The organism is Actinosynnema sp. NPDC050436 (assembly GCF_040655415.1).
Classification (GTDB): Bacteria; Actinomycetota; Actinomycetes; order Mycobacteriales; family Pseudonocardiaceae; genus Actinosynnema.
In genome coordinates, this window is the sequence record NZ_JBFAJV010000003.1 from 811,093 (window position 1) to 828,971 (window position 17,879).

Consider the following 17,879-nt stretch of genomic DNA (forward strand, 5'->3'; position numbering starts at 1 on the left):
ATGGAGAGTCCGACATGTGGATCCGGCTGGCCGTGGTGGCCGCGTCGGCGATGCTCGCCGCGGGGTGCGGTTCCGGCGACGACCCCGCCCCGACGACGTCCTCGTCCTCGTCCGGCGACACCGTGGCCTACATGGACAAGGTGTGCTCGGCCGCGTCGTCGTTCGTGTCGGTGTCCAAGACACCGCCGAAGCTCGACGCCAACGACCCGGTGAAGCTCAAGGCCGACATGAGCACGTACATGGGCCAGTTGGCCGACGCGTTCAACCAGACGGCCCAGAAGCTCGGCGAGGTCGGTCCGTCGCCGGTGGCGGGCGGCGACGAGCAGGTGACGAAGATGGCGGCCACGTTCTCCGACATCGGCAAGTCCTTCAGCGACGCCAAGGCGGCGGTCGAGGCGGCCGACGCGAACGACCCGGTCGGCGGGCTCCAGGCGGCGGGCGAGGTGATCGGGCGGCTGGACCAGTTCGCCGAGCCGCTCAAGCAGCTGGAGGCCACGCCGGAGCTGAAGGAGGCCGCCGAGAGGGCCCCCGCCTGCCAGAAGCTGCGCACCTCGCGGCCGTCCGAACCGGTAACCCCGACGTCGTAGGATCCGGCCGTCAACCGGACAACGTGGGGGTAATGATCGTGAAACTGCGCTTGACGGTGCCGGCCGTCCTCGCGGCCGTCCTCGTGACCGGGGCCTGTTCGGGCTCCGGGTCGGGGCCGTCCGGCTCCGGCACCACGACGACCGCCGGCGGCACGACGACCACGGCACCGCCCGCCGACCCGGTGAAGTGGGCCGGGACCTACTGCGAGGGCATCACGCCGGCGCTGGAAGGCGTGGTGGAGCTGCTCCAGGTCATGTTGGGCGGCGCGACCACCGACCCGGCCACGCTGAAGGCCAAGATCGTCGAGTTCGCGGACAAGTCCGGCAAGTCGTTCACCGACGCCGGGAAGAAGCTGGCCGAGGTCGGCCCGCCGTCGCCGGAGGCCAAGCCGCTGCACGACGAGCTGGTCAAGTTCTTCGACGACTCGTCGCGGACCTGGTCCAAGGCCAGCGAGGAGGTCGGCAAGCTCGACCCGAACGACCCCGAGTTCACCACCAAGCTGGGTGAACTGGGCGGCGACGAGACCACGACCGCCGGCGTGCAGATCAAGAAGCTGCAGAATGACCCGAAGCTCAGCGAGGCGTTCAAGAAGGCGCCCGCGTGCACCCAGCTCACCGAGAAGATGAAGTCGCTCGGCGGCTGACCACCGGCGGTCCGACCGGTCGGGCGGTGCCGCCCGCGCCGGTCGGACCCGGGGCCGGTGACCCGCGATCGGGGACTGGCCGAGGTCGAACGTGTGTTCTACGCTGCGGGACCGTGGGGCAACTGTCCTTCTTCTCGGCCGAGGCACGCCGGCCCTGTGTCGCGGACCTGGCCGGGCTGCTGTGCGGGCCCGGGCGGGCGGTGGGTTTCGCGCGCGGTCGCGCGGCCCGCATCTCGGTGTGCCTGGACGAGCGCTGGCGCGGGTTGGCGCTGGTCGCGGCGCTGGCCGAGCGGGACGTGCAAGCCCGGATCGAGGTGCTGCCCCGGGCAGCCCCGCCGCCGGGCGAACCCGGTGGGGAACCGCCCGACGGGCCCGGTGCGGCGGAGCTGCCGCCGGACGGCTCCGGCGCGGAGCTGCCGGTCGTCCCGCCGCAGTCCGGCGGGCTCGAAGTGGCCACGGCGTACCGGACCGACCTCACCGGCCTGGCCCACCAGTGGCTGGCCGACGGGACGAAGGTGGTGCCCGCCGACTTCACCCCCCACGGGGGCGTGCTGCGGCTGTGGGCGCTGGCTTCGGGCCGCTGGGCCGAGTCGGCGTACGTGCTCGGGCTCGACCCCGGCTCGCCCGACACGCACGAGCCGCTGCAAAAGGCGTTGGCCGCTTCGGGACTTCCGGCGACACTGCTCAAGACCGGCGGGCCGGCGCTGCGGGTGGTGGGCAGGCGGCGGCTGGAGCGGCTCGCCGAGCTGGTCGGGAGGGCTCCGCGCGGGGTCGGGGAGCGGACCTGGCCGGCCGCGTAGCGGTCCTCCTGGCGGGTGATCGGGCACAGTTGTGTCACCCTGTCCCGACCAGGGCTGCCCCTGCGGCGACATAGGACAGTGCACACTGGCGGGTCGGGACACAGTGTTCGGAGAGAGCGGGACGGCGTGGCTGGATCGACACGGGCGAAGAAGAGCAGCGGGGGATCCGCGAGCGGCAACCGGCGGTTGGTGATCGTCGAGTCGCCCGCGAAGGCGCGGAAGATCGCGTCCTACCTCGGCACCGACTTCGTCGTGGAGTCCTCCAAGGGGCACATCCGCGACCTGCCGCGCGGCGCGGCGGACGTGCCGGCCAAGTACAAGGGCCAGTCGTGGGCGCGGCTGGGCGTCGACGTCGACCACGACTTCGAGCCCCTCTACGTGGTCACGCCGGACAAGAAGGCGACCGTCGCGGAGCTGAAAGAGCTGCTCAAGGACGTCGACGAGCTGTACCTGGCGACAGACGGCGACCGGGAGGGCGAGGCCATCGCCTGGCACCTCCTGGACACCCTCAAGCCCAAGGTGCCGGTCCGCCGGATGGTGTTCCACGAGATCACCGAGCCCGCGATCCTGGCCGCCGCCGCGAACCCCCGCGACCTCGACCAGGACCTGGTCGACGCGCAGGAGACCCGCCGCATCCTGGACCGCCTCTACGGCTACGAGGTCAGCCCCGTGCTGTGGAAGAAGGTCATGCCGAAGCTCTCGGCGGGCCGCGTGCAGTCCGTGGCGACCCGGATCGTGGTCGAGCGGGAGCGCGAGCGGATGAAGTTCGTGACCGCCTCCTACTGGGACGTCTCGGCGACCATGGACGCCGGCGGGCAAGCCTCCCCGCGCCAGTTCGGCGCGCGCCTGGTGGCCGTCGACGGGCAGCGCCTGGCGACCGGCCGCGACTTCGAGTCGACCGGCCGGCTCAAGGAGGGCTCGGAGGTCCGGGTCCTGGACGAGGCGCAGGCCCGCGCGATCGCGGACGGCCTGGTCAAGGCCGACATGACGGTCTCCTCGGTGGAGGAGAAGCCGTACACGCGCAAGCCGTACGCGCCGTTCATGACCTCGACCCTCCAGCAGGAGGCGGGCCGCAAGCTGCGGTTCTCGGCCGACCGGACCATGCGCACCGCGCAGAAGCTGTACGAGAACGGCTACATCACCTACATGCGCACCGACAGCACCACGCTGTCCGAGACCGCGATCACGGCAGCCCGTGCGCAGGCCACCGAGCTGTACGGCGCGCAGTACGTCTCCAAGACGCCCCGCCAGTACACCCGGAAGGTCAAGAACGCCCAGGAGGCGCACGAGGCCATCCGCCCGGCCGGCGAGGTGTTCCGCACGCCCGGCCAGGTGGCGCGGGAGCTGGAGTCCGACGAGTTCAAGCTCTACGAGCTGATCTGGCAGCGCACGATCGCCTCCCAGATGTCCGACGCGCGCGGCAACACGACCAGCGTCCGCATCTCCGGCACCACGCAGGCGGTCCCCGGTACGGCCGGGCCCGGCGGCGAGGCCGTCACGTTCGCGGCGTCCGGCCGCACGATCACCTTCGCGGGCTTCCTCAAGGCGTACGTGGAGACGGTCGACTCGGAGGCGGGCGGCGAGTCCGACGACGCCGAGTCGCGGCTTCCGCAGCTGGTCAAGGACCAGGCGCTGGTCGCCGCCGAGCTGTCCGCCGACGGCCACTCGACCTCCCCGCCGCCGAGGTTCACCGAGGCGAGCCTGATCAAGACGATGGAGGAGCTGGGCATCGGCCGCCCGTCCACCTACGCGTCGATCATCAGCACCGTGCAGGACCGGGGCTACGTGTGGAAGAAGGGGTCCGCGCTGGTCCCCTCCTGGGTGGCGTTCGCCGTGGTCGGCCTGCTGGAGCGGCACTTCGGCCGGCTGGTGGACTACGACTTCACCGCCGCCCTGGAGGACGAGCTCGACGGCATCGCCGCAGGTCGCCAGGAGCGCACCACGTGGCTGTCCGGCTTCTACTTCGGCGGCAACGTCGGGCCGGAGTCGTCGGTGGGCCGCTCGGGCGGGCTGAAGAAGCTGGTCGGGTCGAGCGTCGAGCAGATCGACGCCCGCGAGGTGAACTCGATCCCGCTGTTCGTGGACCTGGAGGGCCGCACGGTCGTGGTCCGGGTCGGCCGCTACGGGCCGTACCTGGAGCGCGAGGTCGAGGGCGAGGACGGCGCGCTCACGTCGCAGCGCGCGAACCTGCCCGACGACCTGCCGCCGGACGAGCTGAACCGGGACGTCGCGGAGAAGCTGTTCGCCACCCCGCAGGAGGGCCGCTCGCTGGGCACCGACCCGGTCACCGGGCACGAGATCGTGGCCAAGGAGGGCCGGTTCGGCCCGTACGTGACCGAGGTGCTGCCCGAAGCGCCCGAGGGCACCAAGAAGGCCCCGAAGCCGCGCACCGGCTCGCTGTTCAAGACCATGTCGCTGGACGCGGTGACGCTGGAGGACGCCCTCAGGCTGCTGTCGCTGCCGCGCGTGGTCGGCAAGGACCCGGAGACCGGCGCGGAGATCACCGCGCAGAACGGCCGCTACGGGCCCTACCTCAAGAAGGGCACCGACTCGCGGTCGCTGACCAGCGAGGACCAGCTGTTCACGGTGACCCTGGACGAGGCGCTCAAGATCTACGCCGAGCCGAAGAAGCGGGGTCGGGCCGCCGCCGCGCCGCCGTTGAAGGAGCTGGGCAACGACCCGGTGTCCGGCAAGCCGATGGTGGTCAAGGAGGGCCGGTTCGGGCCTTACGTGACCGACGGCGAGACGAACGCGTCGCTGCGCAAGTCCGACAGCGTGGAGGGGCTGACCGACGAGCGCGGGGCCGAGCTGCTCGCGGAGAAGCGCGCCAAGGGGCCGGTCACGAAGAAGAAGGCCCCGGCCCGCAAGAAGGCACCCGCCAAGTCGAAGGGCTAGCGGGATGATGGGGTGGTGGACGACTTCGGCCCGGACGGCACGCAGGCACCACCACCACCCCACCTCTTCCCGGACTCGCTCGCCGGTCTGGTGACCGGTGACGCCGACCCGCCCCGGCCGTTCCCGGACGCGCTGAGCGGGCCGGCGGCACCGGGACCGCCGGTGATCCCGCAGGTCGCGGCGCAACCGGTGTACGCGGAACCGCCGCGCCGGCCCGCGCACCACAAGCAGACCCGCCGCGCGCCCGGCCCGGCGCCGCAGCTCGCGCCCGCCTGGCCGAACGCCGCGCAGGCGTACCAGCAGCGGCCGGTGCCGTTCACCCAGCGCCCGGCGGTCGCCCCGGGCCCGTTCACGCCCCGGCCGCCGGTGGGCCGGCAGCCGACCGGCGGCCGGGTCCCGCTCGCGCAGCGGCCCCCGATGGGCCAGGTGGTCCAGCAGACCGCCCCGAAGAGCGGCAACGGCGTGCTCGGGTGCCTGGTGGCGCTCCTGGTGACCAGCGGCCTGCTGCTCACCGTGCTGCGCGAGGTGTTCGAGGCGCTGGTCGAGCTGTTCTCGTGACCGACCCGCGCCACCCGGGCGGCGGAGGTGGTCGGGTGGCGGGCGCACCCCGGTTACCCTGGTCCCCCGGCACGGACGGCGGGGGTGAGCACCATCCAGGACGGCGGCACAGCGGCCTCGACCAGCCACCGGATTCGCAGCGTGTTGGCGATCCGGCCGTTCCGCAGGCTGTGGGGCGTCACCTACCTGTGCAGCGTCGGTGACTGGCTGTCGCTGCTCGCGCTGACCGGCCTGGTCTCCAAGCTGACCCAGAGCTACCAGTGGGAGAGCTTCGCGCTCAGCCTGGTCGTGCTCACCCAGCTGCTGCCCGGCATCCTGTTCGCCCCGCTCGGCGGCGTGCTCGCGGACCGGTTCGACCGCCGCCGGATCATGGTCGTCTGCGACCTGCTGCGTGGCGGCCTGTTCTTCTCGATCGCCCTGGTCGGCACCGCGTGGTGGCTGTTCATCGCCAACTTCCTGGTCGGCTGCTGCGCGATGCTGTGGATCCCGGCCAAGGACTCCGCCGTGCCGAACCTGCTGCGCCGGCCCGACCAGGTGGAGACCGCCAACCAGCTCGGCCTGGTGATGACCTACGGCATCGCGGTGATCAGCGGCGCGGGCCTGTACTCGCTGATCTCCGGCATCCCCGGCTACCTGCACCTGCAGAGCACCGACGTCGAGTTCCGGATCGCGACCATCGCCGTGATGGTCAACGGCGCGCTCTACGTGACCTCGGCGGTCCTGGTCGCCGTCCGCATCCCGGAGCTGTCCGGTCGGGTGAACGCGGTCGAGCGGGAGGAGGGCGAGCGCGAGGGGTTCTTCGCCATGCTGCGCGACGGCCTGCGATTCGCCGGCCGCACCCCGCTGGTCCGGGGCCTGGTGATCGGCATGATCGGCGCGTTCGCGGCGGCCGGCGCGGTGATCGGCACGGCCAAGCTGTACGCGCTGTCCCTGCTCGGCGGCGACTCGACCTTCGGCCTGCTGTTCGTGGCGGTGTTCGCGGGCCTCGCGGTCGGCATGGCGCTCGCGCCCCGGATGGCCCGCCGGCTGCCCTACGACCGGCTGTTCGGCGTGACGATCGTGCTGGCGGGCTCCAGCCTGGTGCTCGTCGCGCTCGCGCCGCACCTGTGGACCGCGCTGATCGCGGTCGCGCTGGTCGGCGGCTGCGCCGGGGCGGCGTTCCTGACCGGCCTGACCATCGTCGGGTCCCAGGTCGAGGACGCCATGCGCGGCCGGACGGTCGCGCTGCTCCAGTCGCTGCTCAAGGTCGTGCTGTTCGCCGCGTCCGCGACCGCCCCGCTGCTGGTCAGCGTCATCCAGCAGCGGGACATCACGCTGTTCGGGCACGAGATGCAGGTCGACGGCACCCGGCCGGTGATGTTCGGCGCGGGCCTGCTCGCGGCGCTGCTCGGCCTGATCGCCTACCGGCAGATGGACGACCGGCGGGCCGAACCGATCCTGTCCGACCTGCTGGCCGCCCTGCGCGGGCGGTCCCGGCAGGGCGCGGGGGTGCTGATCGCGGTCGAGGGCGAGAGCCGGGCCGACACGTCGGCCCAGGCCCGGCGGCTGGCGGACGCGCTGCGCGGCGCCGGGCACCGGGTGCTGCTCGCCTCCGACCCGGACCTGGACGAGCAGCGGCTGCGCGACCTGCTGTCCACCGCCGACCTGGCCGGGGTCCGGGCGCACGCGCTGGTCGCGGCGGCGGTGCGGGCGGACGTCGTGGAGCGCGAGGTGCGGCCGGCGCTCGACGACGGGTCGCTGGTCGTCATGGAGCGGTACGTGGACAGCCCGCTGGCGCACTTCAGCGCCGCCGGCAGCGTCGAGCCGCGCGAGGTGGAGGGCCTGGTCGACTGGGCCACCGGGCGGCTGCGCCCGGACGTGACCGTGCTGCTGGACCGGACGCCGACCGGGGGCCGCGCGTCCGTGGACGCCGTCGGGCACCACTGGCGGGTGCAGCGGCTGCTGACCGAGATGGCCGCCGCCGACCCCGGCCGCTACCTGGTCGTGGACGGCGACGGGACGGTGGACGAGGTGGCGGGGCGGGTGCGCGCCGCCGTGCTGCCGCTGCTGGCCGGCGCTTCCGCGCGGCCGGTGGCGGAGAACTCCTGAAACGTCGGTAGGTTTGACGACCGTGGCCGGCAAAGGAGTGTGGAGCGAGGTCGTCGGGCAGCCCGACGCGGTCGCCGTGCTGAGCGCGGCAGCCGACGCCGCGTCGTCGATCGTGGCGGGCGGCGCACCTCCCCCCGGCGCCATGACGCACGCGTGGCTGTTCACCGGCCCGCCGGGATCGGGCCGCTCCGGCGCGGCGCGGGCGTTCGCGGCGGCGTTGCAGTGCACGGCGACCGACGACCGGCCGGGCTGCGGCGCGTGCGCCGGGTGCCACACGACGCTGGCCGGCACCCACGCCGACGTGCGGGTGGTCGCGCCCGAGGGCCTGTCGATCGCGGTGGCCGAGATGCGCGCGCTGGTGCAGGTCTCGGCCCGCCGGCCGACGTCCGGGCGGTGGCAGGTGGTGATCATCGCCGACGCCGACCGGTTGACCGAGGGCGCGTCGAACGCGCTGCTCAAGGCGGTGGAGGAACCGCCCGACCGGACCGTGTTCCTGCTCTGCGCGCCCTCCGACCACCCCGACGACGTGTCGGTGACGATCCGCTCGCGCTGCCGGATCGTGCCGCTGGGCACACCCCGGCCCGACGCGATCGCGTCGGCGCTGGTCGAGGACGGCGTGCCCGCCGACCAGGCGTCCTGGGCGGCTTCGGTGTGCGGCGGGAACGTGACCCGCGCGCGCCGCCTGGCGACCGAGGAGTCGGTGCGCGCGCGACGCGAGTCGGTGCTGCGCATCCCGCTCGCGCTGCGCCGGCCGGCGGACATCTTCACCTGCGCGGACAGCCTGGTGCAGGCCGCCGAGGCGGACGCGCTGACCGCGAACGAGGCGCGCGACGAGTCCGAGCGGCAGGCGCTGGAGACCGCGATGGGCGCGGGCGGCACCGGCAAGGGCACGGCAGCCGCGACCCGGGGTGCCAAGGGCGCGCTGAAGGACCTGGAGAAGCGGCAGAAGTCGCGCGCCACCCGCACCCAGCGGGACTCGCTGGACCAGGCGCTGGTCGACCTGGCGGCGTTCTACCGGGACGTGCTGGTCACGTCCTCGGGCGCGGCGGCGGTGCTGAACCACCCGGACCGCGAGCCCGACGCCCGCGCGGCGGCCGGGGCGTGGAGCCAGGAGTCGACCCTGCGCCGGCTGGAGGCCGTGCTGGCGTGCCGGGACGCGCTGGAACTCAACGTGAAGCCCCGGATCGCCGTCGAGGCGATGCTGACCACCCTCCAGCGCGGCTGACCCGCCCTCACCCCTCGGCGGCCTCGTCCTCCCGGCGCCGCACCGGCAGCGCGGCCACCACGACCACGCCGACGAACAGCAGCGCCGTGCCCGTCCAGAAGATCGGGACGGTCTTGTAGGCGGCGCTCGTGTACGCGAGCTGCGGCGTGTTCTTGGGCGGAGCGGCCTGCCCGCCGCCACCGGGAGGTCCCGGTGTCGGCGCGCACACCGCCCCGCCAGTCGGGGCAGCCGCGCGAACCACCTGCTCACCCAGGGACACCTGCGCCAGCGCCGAAGGCAGGTTCGGCAGACCGAGCGCGTCGGTCGGCAGCAGCTGGAGGTCGAGCAGTCGCGCGGTTGCCCCGAGCATGAACCCCTTGATGGTCGGGCCGCCCTGCTGGAGCGGTCCGTCGAGCGCCGTGGACTTCTCGGTGAGCTGCGCGACTTGCAGGCGCAGCACGCCGATGTCGAGCTTGCGCTCGGTCAGGGCACCCACCACGGGGAGCTTGAGGTCGCCGAGCACCGGGAGGCCGATCGGCACGTCCAGGCCCGGGTTGGCGGCGTCGAGCGTACCGAGGTCCCGGCCGCCCTGGGACACCTTGAGCACGGGGGCGGTGTAGGTGATCTTCGACGTGGCCGCGTCGCCGGTCGACAGCGCGGTCAGGGTCGGCGGGCTGACCACGTCGATCCGGATCTCCACCGGCGTGCCCGCGAGCAGCCGCACGCTCGCCGCCTGGAGCGTGGACGTGGACTTGACGGCCTTGTTCGCGCTGCCGGGCAGGTCGACCAGTTCGACGGTCGAGTGCGCGCTGAGCGCGTCCGGCAGGCTGAGCAGCGAGCCCTGGGCGCCGGTCTCGGGCGTGCCGGAGAGCAGCCCACCGAGCCGGCTCAGCGGTCCCGCCATGCCCTTCAGGCCGTCGATCAGCGACTGCTTGGCGGCGGCGTCGAGCTTCGGCGTGTCCTGCGTGAGCATCCCGGTCAGGTCGGTCGAACTGGGCAGGGTCGGGATGGCGTTGAGCACGGACAGACTGGCCACGGACGTCTTGGCGTCGGCGATGGGCTGCACGCACGGGCCGAGTTCGTCGTCCCAGCGGGCGTGCACGCTGCCGTTGAGCAGGCCGACCTTGAGCAGCGAGTCCAACGGGGTCTGCGGCGGGCTGATGCCGCCGGTGACCGGCTGGGCGTTGTCCGGCGACGCGGTCTGCACGATCGTGCCGGGCGTCTGCGGCGCGCGGCCCTGGACCGCGAACCCGAGCGGCGAGGCTTGCGCGACCGCGCGCTCGTAGGACAGAAACGCCTCCGTGTTCGCCTGCGCGGAAGCCAGCCCCACGCCGATCTCCGCCGCCGACTGCTTGGGCAGCACCTCCCCGAACCCGGGCAGGATCGTGTTGGTGGGCGTCGAGTCGGGCGCGAGCCGCACCACGGCCAGCCCGGTGCCCGCGTCACCGATCACGTGCGTGGTCGGCGCGGGCCCGGCCGACACGGGCGGCTGGCCCGGGTCCCGGGGCCCCGGCACGGGCGTGGTCGTCGGCTGGGCCGACGCGGGGGCGGCGCACAGCGCGACCAGCACGGCGACAGCGGGCAGGGCCATCAGGCGCATGTGCTGCCACCTTCCAGGATCGTCGGCGTCCGGTGCGGCGCACGCGTGAGCGGCGTCACGAACAACCTAACGACGGCACCCCCTGCTGGGTGACGCTCGACGCCTGGGCTATAGTTGTCGCGTCTCGCCGCCTTAGCTCAGTCGGCCAGAGCGGCTCACTCGTAATGAGCAGGTCATCGGTTCGATTCCGATAGGCGGCTCGGTGGGACGAGGACCAGGTCAGTACTTCTGACCTGGTCCTTTCTCGTTCCCGGGACCGGTCGACCCGCAGTGCGACCGGATCGGCGGTGACCCGGGCCGGTCGCGTCTCGATTGGGCTGCTCCATCGGGGTGGCGTTTCGGCCGTTCGCGTCAGGTGCGGCCAGACTTCCCGTCGTCCACGCGGAGGTGGTCGTGGTGGTCGTGATGGTCCTGCTGACGGTCTTGTCGCTGCCGTTCGCCCTGCTGGCGGCGCGGGTCGGGCGGCGGCGGTGGGTCCGGCGGACGGGGGCGGTCGGGCTCGCCGCGTTCCACCACCGGCTCACGCGGTCTTGATCACCCTGGTGGCGACGTCGCCGTAGCGGCGTTCCACCTCGGCGTCCACTTCGGACCGGGAGCCCACGACGGCGAACGCGTGCAGGACCTCGTCGTCCACGGCGGCGGCCATGTCGTCCCACAGCTGTCGGCGGGACATGCGGTGCAGCTCCTCGTGCAGCTCGCCCCAGCCGTGCAGGTCCAGGACCTTCCGGTAGGCGGGGGTGGAGCCGTAGAACGCGATCTGCCGGCGGGCCTCCGCGACCTCCCGGTCGTCGGTTGCGAACAGCGACGGCGCGCTGATCTCCATCCCCTCCAGCGTCTTCCCGGCGGTCGTCCGGCCGCGTTCCAGCGCGGGCAGCGTCACCTCCCGCAGGTACCGCTCGGTGGTGAAGTTGTGGCACAGGAAGCCGTCCGCCACCTCGCCCGCGACCTCGGTCATCAGCCCGCCGACGCCCGCGAGCCACACCTTCGGCCGGCCGTGCGGGTTCGGGCCGGGGTCGAAGAACGGGGTCATCAGGGTGTGCGCGTAGAACTCGCCCCGGAAGCGGAGGCGCTCGCCGGTGGCCCACGCGTCCCAGATCGCGTGCAGCGCCTGGACGAACTCGCGCATCCGCGCGGCGGGCCGCGACCACGGCATCCCGAACCGCTTGGTGATGTGCGGCTCGACCTGCGAACCCAGCCCCAGGTGGAACCTGCCCCCGGAGGCCAGTTGCAGGTCGTTGGCCTGCACGGCGGTGCTCATCGGGTTGCGGGCGAACGCGACGGCGATGGCGGTGCCCAGGTCGAGGTCGACGTCCGCCACCCGGGCCAGGCCCAGGAACGGGTCGTGCTTGGTCTCGGCGAGCCAGAACCCCGTGCGGCCGGCGGCTCGCGCGCGGCGTGCGGTGTCGGCGACGGTGCGCGGGTCGTAGTCGATCTCCAGGTGCTCCACCTTCACACCGGCAACCTACGGCGCGCGGGCCGTGCCGCCGCCATCGCGGTCGGGTCCGGAGCGGTCCAGGCGCCGGATAACGGGTTGAGTCTGCCGTTGCGTCAATTCCTAGCGTGCCCGGCATGGCAGCGAAGAAGACCCACGAGATCACCCTGAACCTGGAGGCCGGCAACGCCTCGATGATGGACCTCGGCAAGATGCTCGGGCAGACCGGCGTGAACCTGGTCGCCGTCAAGCGCGCGTACGACGAGGGCACGGCCGGGCAGCGCGGCGACGTCGTGCCGGTGGTCGTCACGGTCCGCGACGACAAGTCGTTCGACCTGCGCCTGAAGACGCCGCCGACCGCGTTCCTGATTCGCAAGGCGTTGGGCGGCAAGGGGTCCGACCGGCCCGGCCACCGCACGGCGGGCACGTTGCGCCGCGACCAGTTGCGCGCCGTCGCCGAGCGGAAGCTGCCCGACCTGAACACCACGAGCCTGGACGCGGCGGAGCGGATCGTCGCGGGCACCGCGCGGTCGATGGGGATCGCGGTCGAGGACTAGGTCCGGTTCGGGCGCAGTGTCCAGACGACGACCATCTCGGCGGTGGTGGCACCCTCGGCGTTGGTGACCGTCACGCGCACCGGGAACTCGGGGCGGGTGCCCGCGTCGAGTTCGGCCACCACCTCGTCCGCCGGGCGGCCGAGCACGGCCTCGGCGCGCAGCGCCCCGAGCGCCAGCTTCTTGTACGAGATCTCCGACCGGGCCACCAGCGGTGTGGCCTTCGCCATGTGCGGGGCGAACGCGGCCATGGTCACCGCGCCCGACGCGGTCTCGCCGAGGCCGAAGATCATCGCCGCGTGCGGGCCGGCGACGTGGTTGTGGGTGGCCGGCTCGTCCGGGAGTTCGGCCACCACCCGGTCGCCCGTGACCTCGGGGAACTCCACCCGGCTGGTCTTCACCCACGGCACGGCCTGCTTCATCGCGTCGGCGACGAACGAGTAGTCAGCGCTCATGGCCCGGATGTTACCGACCGGTAGTCATGAGACGCGAGTCACCGGTTATTTCGTTTGCCAAGATTCTCCGATCGGCTCATGCTTGTACCCAGCAACTAGTTGGATGATGCAAGCAAACGGAGTGTCCCATGGTGACCCCGGTGAGTGACGAGGCGCAGGACGCGCAGCTCGCGCAGGCCGAGCGCATCGGCATGGCGCTGGTGCGGCTGAACAAGATGCACGCGTGCGTCGCCGCGCACATGAGCAAGGCCGGGCTGGACAAGGCCTCGTTCGTGCTGCTGGCGAACCTGATGAACCTGGGACCCTCACGATCGAGCGCCCTGGCCGAGGCGGTCTTCTCGGACCCCTCGACGGTCAGCCGACAGGTCGCGACGCTCGTCAAGGAGGGGTGGGTCGAGCGCCGGGCGGATCCCGACGACGGCCGGGCCAGCGTGCTGGCCGTCACGGACGCGGGGAAACGCCTGCTGGAAGAGCGACGGCTGATGCGCAACCAGTCCATCGCCCGGATGTTCGCCGAGTGGTCCGAGGGGGATCTGGGGGCGTTCATCGACTACTTCGAGCGCTTCGTCGGCGACTACGAGCGGGCGCTGCCGAATTTCATCGCTGAGAGCGGACTGGGGCCGCGCTCAGAAGGGGAGAAGTGATGTCGGAGACGACAACCCGAGCGGACGCGACACCTCCGGGTGCCGCGCTGCTCACCCACCGGCAGATCCTGACGATCCTGTCGGGCCTGCTGCTGGGGCTGTTCCTGGCCGCGCTGGACCAGATGATCGTGGCCACGGCCATGAAGACCATCGCGGACCAGCTCAACGGCCAGACGCTGCAGGCGTGGGCGACCACCGCCTACCTGATCACGGCCACGATCTCGACGCCGCTGTACGGCAAGCTGTCGGACATCTACGGCCGCAAGCCGATGTACCTCACCGCGATCTCGCTGTTCCTCGCGGGCTCGCTGCTGTCCGGCATCGCCAACTCGATGTACGAGCTCGCCGCGTTCCGCGCGGTGCAGGGCCTCGGCGCGGGTGGCCTGATGTCGCTGGCCATGGCGATCCTGGCGGACATCACCTCGCCGCGCGAGCGCAGCAAGTACACCGGCTACTTCATGGCCGTGTTCGGCGTCGCCAGCGTCGCGGGTCCCGTGGTCGGCGGCCTGTTCGCGGGCCTGGAGACCTTCCTGGGCACGGCCGGCTGGCGCTGGGTGTTCCTGGTCAACGTGCCGATCGCGCTGGTCGCGCTGGTCGTCGTGGCCAAGGTGCTCAACATCCCGCACAAGCGGGTGAACCACCGGATCGACTTCCTGGGCGCGGCGACCATCACCATCGGCCTGGTGCCGCTGCTGATCGTGGCCGAGCAGGGCCGCGAGTGGGGCTGGGCGTCCGGCACCTCGATCGCCATGTACGTGGTCGGCGTCCTCGGCCTGGTCGCGTTCGTGTTCGTGCAGAAGCGGATGGGCGACGAGGCGCTGCTGCCGCTGCGGCTGTTCCGCCGGCAGACGTTCTCGCTGGGCAACGTGGTGAACTTCCTGCTCGGCATCGGGATGTTCGGCGGCATGGTCTCCCTGCCGCTCTACCTCCAGATCGTGAAGGGCTACTCGGCCACCGAGGCGGGCCTGATGATGCTGCCGCTCACGTTCGGCATCATGACGGCGGCCGGCACCAGCGGCCAGTACACGGCCAAGACCGGCCGCTACCGGATCTTCCCGATCGTCGGCCTGGGCCTGATGTCGGTGGTGCTGTTCACGTTCAGCACGGTCGGCACGGACACGCCGGTCTGGCAGCCGCTGGTGCTGATGTTCTTCATGGGCGCGGGCCTCGGTCTGTGCATGCAGACGCTGCTGGTGGCCATCCAGAACGACGCGGAGCCCCGCGACATGGGCGTCGCCACCGCCTCGGCCACGTTCTTCCGGCAGATCGGCGGCACGGTCGGCACCGCCGTGTTCCTGTCCGTCCTGTTCAGCACGGTCGGCGACAAGATCGGCAACGCGCTGAACTCGGCGTTCGGCAACCCGGAGTTCATGGCCGCGCTGGCCCGGCCGGAGAACCAGCAGTTCGCCGCGTCGCTGAAGGACGGCGGCGCCGGGCTGAGCCTGGACAACACCGAGTTCCTCACCAAGCTCGACCCGGTGCTGGCCCGCCCGTTCCTGGACGGCTTCTCCGGCTCGATCGACCTGGTCTTCCTGGTCGGCGGCCTGGTGACGGTGGTCGGCTTCGCGGTGGTGTGGTTCCTGCGCGAGGTGCCGCTGTCCACCCGGTCCGGGCTGGAGCGGGTGAACGACGAGGACGAGGCCGCCCAGGCCCCGGTCGCCATCCACTGACCCGCCGGGCGCGGCGGACCGCAGTGCTCAGGTCCGCCGCGTGAAGTGCGGAAGCGGGCCACCCGTCGGGGGGTGGCCCGCTTCTCGCGTGCTGCGGGTCAGTGGTCCTCGCCGTTGGCGATGGCGTCCTTGAGGCGCTGGTAGGACCGGACGATCTCGGCCTCGGCGTCGACGCGGCCGACCCAGGTCGCGCCCTCCACGCTCTTGCCCGGCTCCAGGTCCTTGTAGACCTCGAAGAAGTGCTGGATCTCCAGCCGGTAGAACTCGCTGAGGTGGTGGATGTCGCGGAGGTGCTCGCTGCGCGGGTCCTCGGCCGGCACGCAGAGCAGCTTGTCGTCGCCGCCCTTCTCGTCGGTCATGCGGAACATGCCGATGGCGCGGGCGCGGATGAGGCAGCCGGGGAACGTCGGCTCCTGGACCAGGACCAGCGCGTCGAGCGGGTCGCCGTCCTCACCCAGGGTGTCGTCGACGAAGCCGTAGTCCGCCGGGTACTGAGTGGCCGTGAACAGGGTGCGGTCCAGGCGGATGCGCCCCGTCTTGTGGTCCATCTCGTACTTGTTGCGGACCCCCTTGGGGATCTCGATGGTGACGTCGAACTCCACTGCGCGGTCCTCGCTCGTCTTTGACGTTCGTTACGCCACTAGTGTGGACCACGAGGTGTCGCCTCCCCTCACCCACGTGCAGGTCGCGGGTGTGACGTTGCCCGTAATCAACCCCGGAGGACTGCGTGGCCGACGAGCCATCCTGGCCGACCGTCGACGGCGACGACAGTGCCGGTGAACCGCCGACCGTGCAGGTCAGGCGGTCGCGACCGGCCGATCCGCCGACCATGCGCATCCCCGTGCCCCTGCCCGCGAACCCCCGTCCGGGCGGTGCGGGGACCGCCGGGAGGCCGGCTCCGCCGCCGTCGGCTGAACCGATCACGGAACGTGAGAGCTCTGCGCCACCCACCGGGGCGCCACCCGCGCCCACCTCCCGGGGCACGTCCGCCGTCACCGCATCGGGTGGTTCGACGACCGTCCCGCACCCGGCCGGCACCCGCCCGCAGCCGGGCGGCCCGGCGACCCCCGGGCGCGGGTTCCCCGCGAGCGCGCAGGCAGCGGGCGGCGCACTTTCCGGCGCCCAGGCTGCCGGCGGTGCCCCGGACGGCGGCGGTCCCGCTGCCAGTGGCCGAACGGCCGGCAGCCCGCCCTCCCGTGCACGAGCCGCCGGCGGTCAGCCGTCCGGCACGCAGACCCCCGGTGGTCGATCCGCCTCGGCCGCCCAGGCGGCCGGGGGCGCGCGCGACGCCGAGCCGGAGCCGCGCAGCGAGCCCCGACGGGTGCCGCCCGCCGCCGACCCCGTCGAGCAGGAGGCTCCGCGCAAGCGGCCGTGGCTGCTGGTCGGGGCGTTGGCCCTGGTCGTCGTGCTCGCGGGCGGCGCGGTGGCGGGCTGGCAGCTCGGCTGGCTGGAGACCGCGCCCACGCCGACGACCGCCGCACCGCAGCCACCCGCGCCGGTCTCGCTCGCCGTGAAGGGCGTCGGCTCGACCGCGCCCGCCCCGTCCGCGACCGGCGTCGCGGCCGTGCTGCGCGGTCCGGCCGGCAACGGCGCGCTGGGCACGCTCACCGGCACCGTGGTCGACCCGGCCTCCGGCACCACCCTGTGGAAGCAGGGCGAGACGACCCCGCTGACCCCGGCCTCGACGGTGAAGGTGCTGGTGGCCACCGCCGCCCTGCTCACCCTCGACCACACCGCGCAGCTCACCACCAAGGTCGTCCAGGGCGACCAGCCCGGCACGGTCGTGCTGGTCGGCGGCGGCGACCCGACGCTGTCGACGTTCCCCGCCGACCGCAGCACCGTCTACCCCGGCGCGGCGACCCTGGACGACCTCGCGTCCCAGGTCGCCAAGAACGGCCCGGTCACGCAGGTGCTGTTCGACGTCAGCCGCTACAAGGGCGACGGCACCGCCCCCGGCTGGGACCCCACCGACGTGCCCAACGGCTACGTGGCCCCGATCGGCCCGCTGATGGCCGACGGCGGCCGGCAGGACCCGACCATGCCCGATACGCCCCGCACGTCCACGCCCGGCGCGGCGGCGGCGTCCGCGCTGGCCGCCCGGCTGGGCGTCACGGCGGTCGGCGCGACCACCGTGACCTCCGGCGCGAAGGTGCTCGGCGAGGTCAAGTCCGCGCCGGTCGACCGGCTGGTCGAGAACATGATGCAGATCTCGGACAACGTGCTGGCCGAGACGCTGGCCCGGGAGGTGGCGCTGGCCAAGGGCCTGGAGCCGACCTTCGCGGGCGCGGTGCAGGCGGTGCGCGACGTGCTCACCGAGAACGGGTTCGACCTGACCGGTGCCGACGTGGTCGACGCCTCCGGGCTGTCGCCCGCCGACAAGGTGCCCGCCCGGCTGCTCGGCGACCTGCTGGTCGCCGCCGCCAAGCCGGACGCCTCGGACGCCCGCACGGCCAAGCTGCGGCCCCTGCTGACCGCGCTGCCGGTCGCCGGCGGCAGCGGCACGCTGGCCGGCCGCTACGCCACGGCGGGCGCGGCGGGCAAGGGCTGGGTGCGCGCCAAGACCGGCACGCTGACCGGGGTGAACTCGCTGGCCGGCGTGGTGGTCGACGTCGACGGTCGGCTGCTGGTGTTCGCGTTCATGTCGCTGAGCCAGACCGACGCGCTGACCGTCCGGGGAGGGCTGGACGAGCTGGCCGCCGCGCTGCGCGGCTGCGGGTGCGCCTGACGCCGCGTACGGGCCGAGGAGTG

Annotated in this window: 16 protein-coding genes and 1 tRNA gene; 13 read left to right on the top strand and 4 right to left on the bottom strand. The window is 72.8% G+C overall.

The features are described 5' to 3' along the window. Positions 1 to 14: 14 nt before the first annotated feature. The 7 genes from AB0I60_RS12385 to AB0I60_RS12415 all read left to right on the top strand — a co-directional run bounded on the left by AB0I60_RS12385 (position 15) and on the right by AB0I60_RS12415 (position 8,797). A complete protein-coding gene (locus AB0I60_RS12385; RefSeq protein WP_360728386.1) occupies positions 15 to 587 on the top strand; it encodes a hypothetical protein in 573 nt (190 codons plus the stop codon). Between the two features lie 32 nt (positions 588 to 619). Beyond that, on the top strand, positions 620 to 1,231 hold the full coding sequence (locus AB0I60_RS12390) for a hypothetical protein (protein ID WP_360728388.1): 612 nt from the start codon (positions 620 to 622) through the stop codon (positions 1,229 to 1,231). 113 nt (positions 1,232 to 1,344) lie between these two features. Further along, entirely contained in the window at positions 1,345 to 2,031 is a 687-nt protein-coding gene (locus tag AB0I60_RS12395) for a hypothetical protein (protein WP_360728390.1), read from the top strand. A 126-nt stretch (positions 2,032 to 2,157) separates the two neighbouring features. Continuing rightward, positions 2,158 to 4,926: a type I DNA topoisomerase gene (gene topA / locus AB0I60_RS12400; protein WP_360728392.1), complete on the top strand. Its 2,769-nt coding sequence runs from the start codon at positions 2,158 to 2,160 to the stop codon at positions 4,924 to 4,926. 15 nt (positions 4,927 to 4,941) lie between these two features. Beyond that, on the top strand, positions 4,942 to 5,484 hold the full coding sequence (locus AB0I60_RS12405; RefSeq protein ID WP_360728395.1) for a hypothetical protein: 543 nt from the start codon (positions 4,942 to 4,944) through the stop codon (positions 5,482 to 5,484). An 84-nt stretch (positions 5,485 to 5,568) separates the two neighbouring features. After that, positions 5,569 to 7,572 carry a dTMP kinase gene (locus AB0I60_RS12410; RefSeq protein WP_360728397.1) on the top strand — a complete coding sequence of 668 codons (2,004 nt, stop codon included), beginning with the start codon at positions 5,569 to 5,571 and terminating at the stop codon, positions 7,570 to 7,572. A gap of 22 nt (positions 7,573 to 7,594) precedes the next feature. Beyond that, entirely contained in the window at positions 7,595 to 8,797 is a 1,203-nt protein-coding gene (locus tag AB0I60_RS12415; RefSeq protein WP_360728399.1) for a DNA polymerase III subunit delta', read from the top strand. A gap of 7 nt (positions 8,798 to 8,804) precedes the next feature. Here the strand turns inward: AB0I60_RS12415 and AB0I60_RS12420 are convergent, their stop codons facing one another. Further along, on the bottom strand, positions 8,805 to 10,376 hold the full coding sequence (locus AB0I60_RS12420; protein WP_360728401.1) for a hypothetical protein: 1,572 nt from the start codon (positions 10,374 to 10,376) through the stop codon (positions 8,805 to 8,807). A gap of 126 nt (positions 10,377 to 10,502) precedes the next feature. On the opposite strand from AB0I60_RS12420, the gene AB0I60_RS12425 reads away from it, so the two are divergent. Both AB0I60_RS12425 and AB0I60_RS12430 read left to right on the top strand, forming a co-directional pair. Next, positions 10,503 to 10,576 (top strand) — tRNA-Thr (locus AB0I60_RS12425). A 196-nt stretch (positions 10,577 to 10,772) separates the two neighbouring features. Further along, positions 10,773 to 10,910, top strand: a complete 138-nt coding sequence (locus AB0I60_RS12430) for a hypothetical protein (protein ID WP_360728404.1) — start codon at positions 10,773 to 10,775, stop codon at positions 10,908 to 10,910. On the opposite strand, the gene AB0I60_RS12435 is transcribed toward AB0I60_RS12430, so the two are convergent. After that, positions 10,897 to 11,829: a TIGR03617 family F420-dependent LLM class oxidoreductase gene (locus AB0I60_RS12435; protein ID WP_360728407.1), complete on the bottom strand. Its 933-nt coding sequence runs from the start codon at positions 11,827 to 11,829 to the stop codon at positions 10,897 to 10,899. The two genes, AB0I60_RS12430 and AB0I60_RS12435, sit on opposite strands and share 14 nt — an antisense overlap. A 116-nt stretch (positions 11,830 to 11,945) precedes the next feature. Between AB0I60_RS12435 and AB0I60_RS12440 the strand changes: the two genes are divergently transcribed. Then, entirely contained in the window at positions 11,946 to 12,365 is a 420-nt protein-coding gene (locus AB0I60_RS12440; RefSeq protein ID WP_360728410.1) for a 50S ribosomal protein L11, read from the top strand. Here AB0I60_RS12440 and AB0I60_RS12445 read toward each other — a convergent pair. Next, entirely contained in the window at positions 12,362 to 12,817 is a 456-nt protein-coding gene (locus AB0I60_RS12445; RefSeq protein ID WP_360728412.1) for a DUF4442 domain-containing protein, read from the bottom strand. The two genes, AB0I60_RS12440 and AB0I60_RS12445, sit on opposite strands and share 4 nt — an antisense overlap. Positions 12,818 to 12,957: 140 nt before the next feature. Here AB0I60_RS12445 and AB0I60_RS12450 point away from each other — a divergent pair, with 140 nt between their 5' ends. Together AB0I60_RS12450 and AB0I60_RS12455 are read left to right on the top strand one after the other, a co-directional pair. Further along, positions 12,958 to 13,461, top strand: a complete 504-nt coding sequence (locus AB0I60_RS12450) for a MarR family transcriptional regulator (RefSeq protein ID WP_360728415.1) — start codon at positions 12,958 to 12,960, stop codon at positions 13,459 to 13,461. Beyond that, positions 13,461 to 15,131 (top strand): MDR family MFS transporter, encoded by a 1,671-nt coding sequence (locus AB0I60_RS12455; RefSeq protein ID WP_360728418.1) that lies wholly within the window; start codon positions 13,461 to 13,463, stop codon positions 15,129 to 15,131. The genes AB0I60_RS12450 and AB0I60_RS12455 overlap by 1 nt, the downstream gene beginning before the upstream one ends. A gap of 98 nt (positions 15,132 to 15,229) precedes the next feature. Here AB0I60_RS12455 and AB0I60_RS12460 read toward each other — a convergent pair whose 3' ends face one another. Then, positions 15,230 to 15,733 (bottom strand): inorganic diphosphatase, encoded by a 504-nt coding sequence (locus tag AB0I60_RS12460; protein ID WP_360728420.1) that lies wholly within the window; start codon positions 15,731 to 15,733, stop codon positions 15,230 to 15,232. A 719-nt stretch (positions 15,734 to 16,452) separates the two neighbouring features. Here AB0I60_RS12460 and dacB point away from each other — a divergent pair. Continuing rightward, on the top strand, positions 16,453 to 17,856 hold the full coding sequence (dacB, locus tag AB0I60_RS12465) for a D-alanyl-D-alanine carboxypeptidase/D-alanyl-D-alanine-endopeptidase (RefSeq protein WP_360728423.1): 1,404 nt from the start codon (positions 16,453 to 16,455) through the stop codon (positions 17,854 to 17,856). The last annotated feature ends 23 nt before the right edge of the window (positions 17,857 to 17,879 follow it).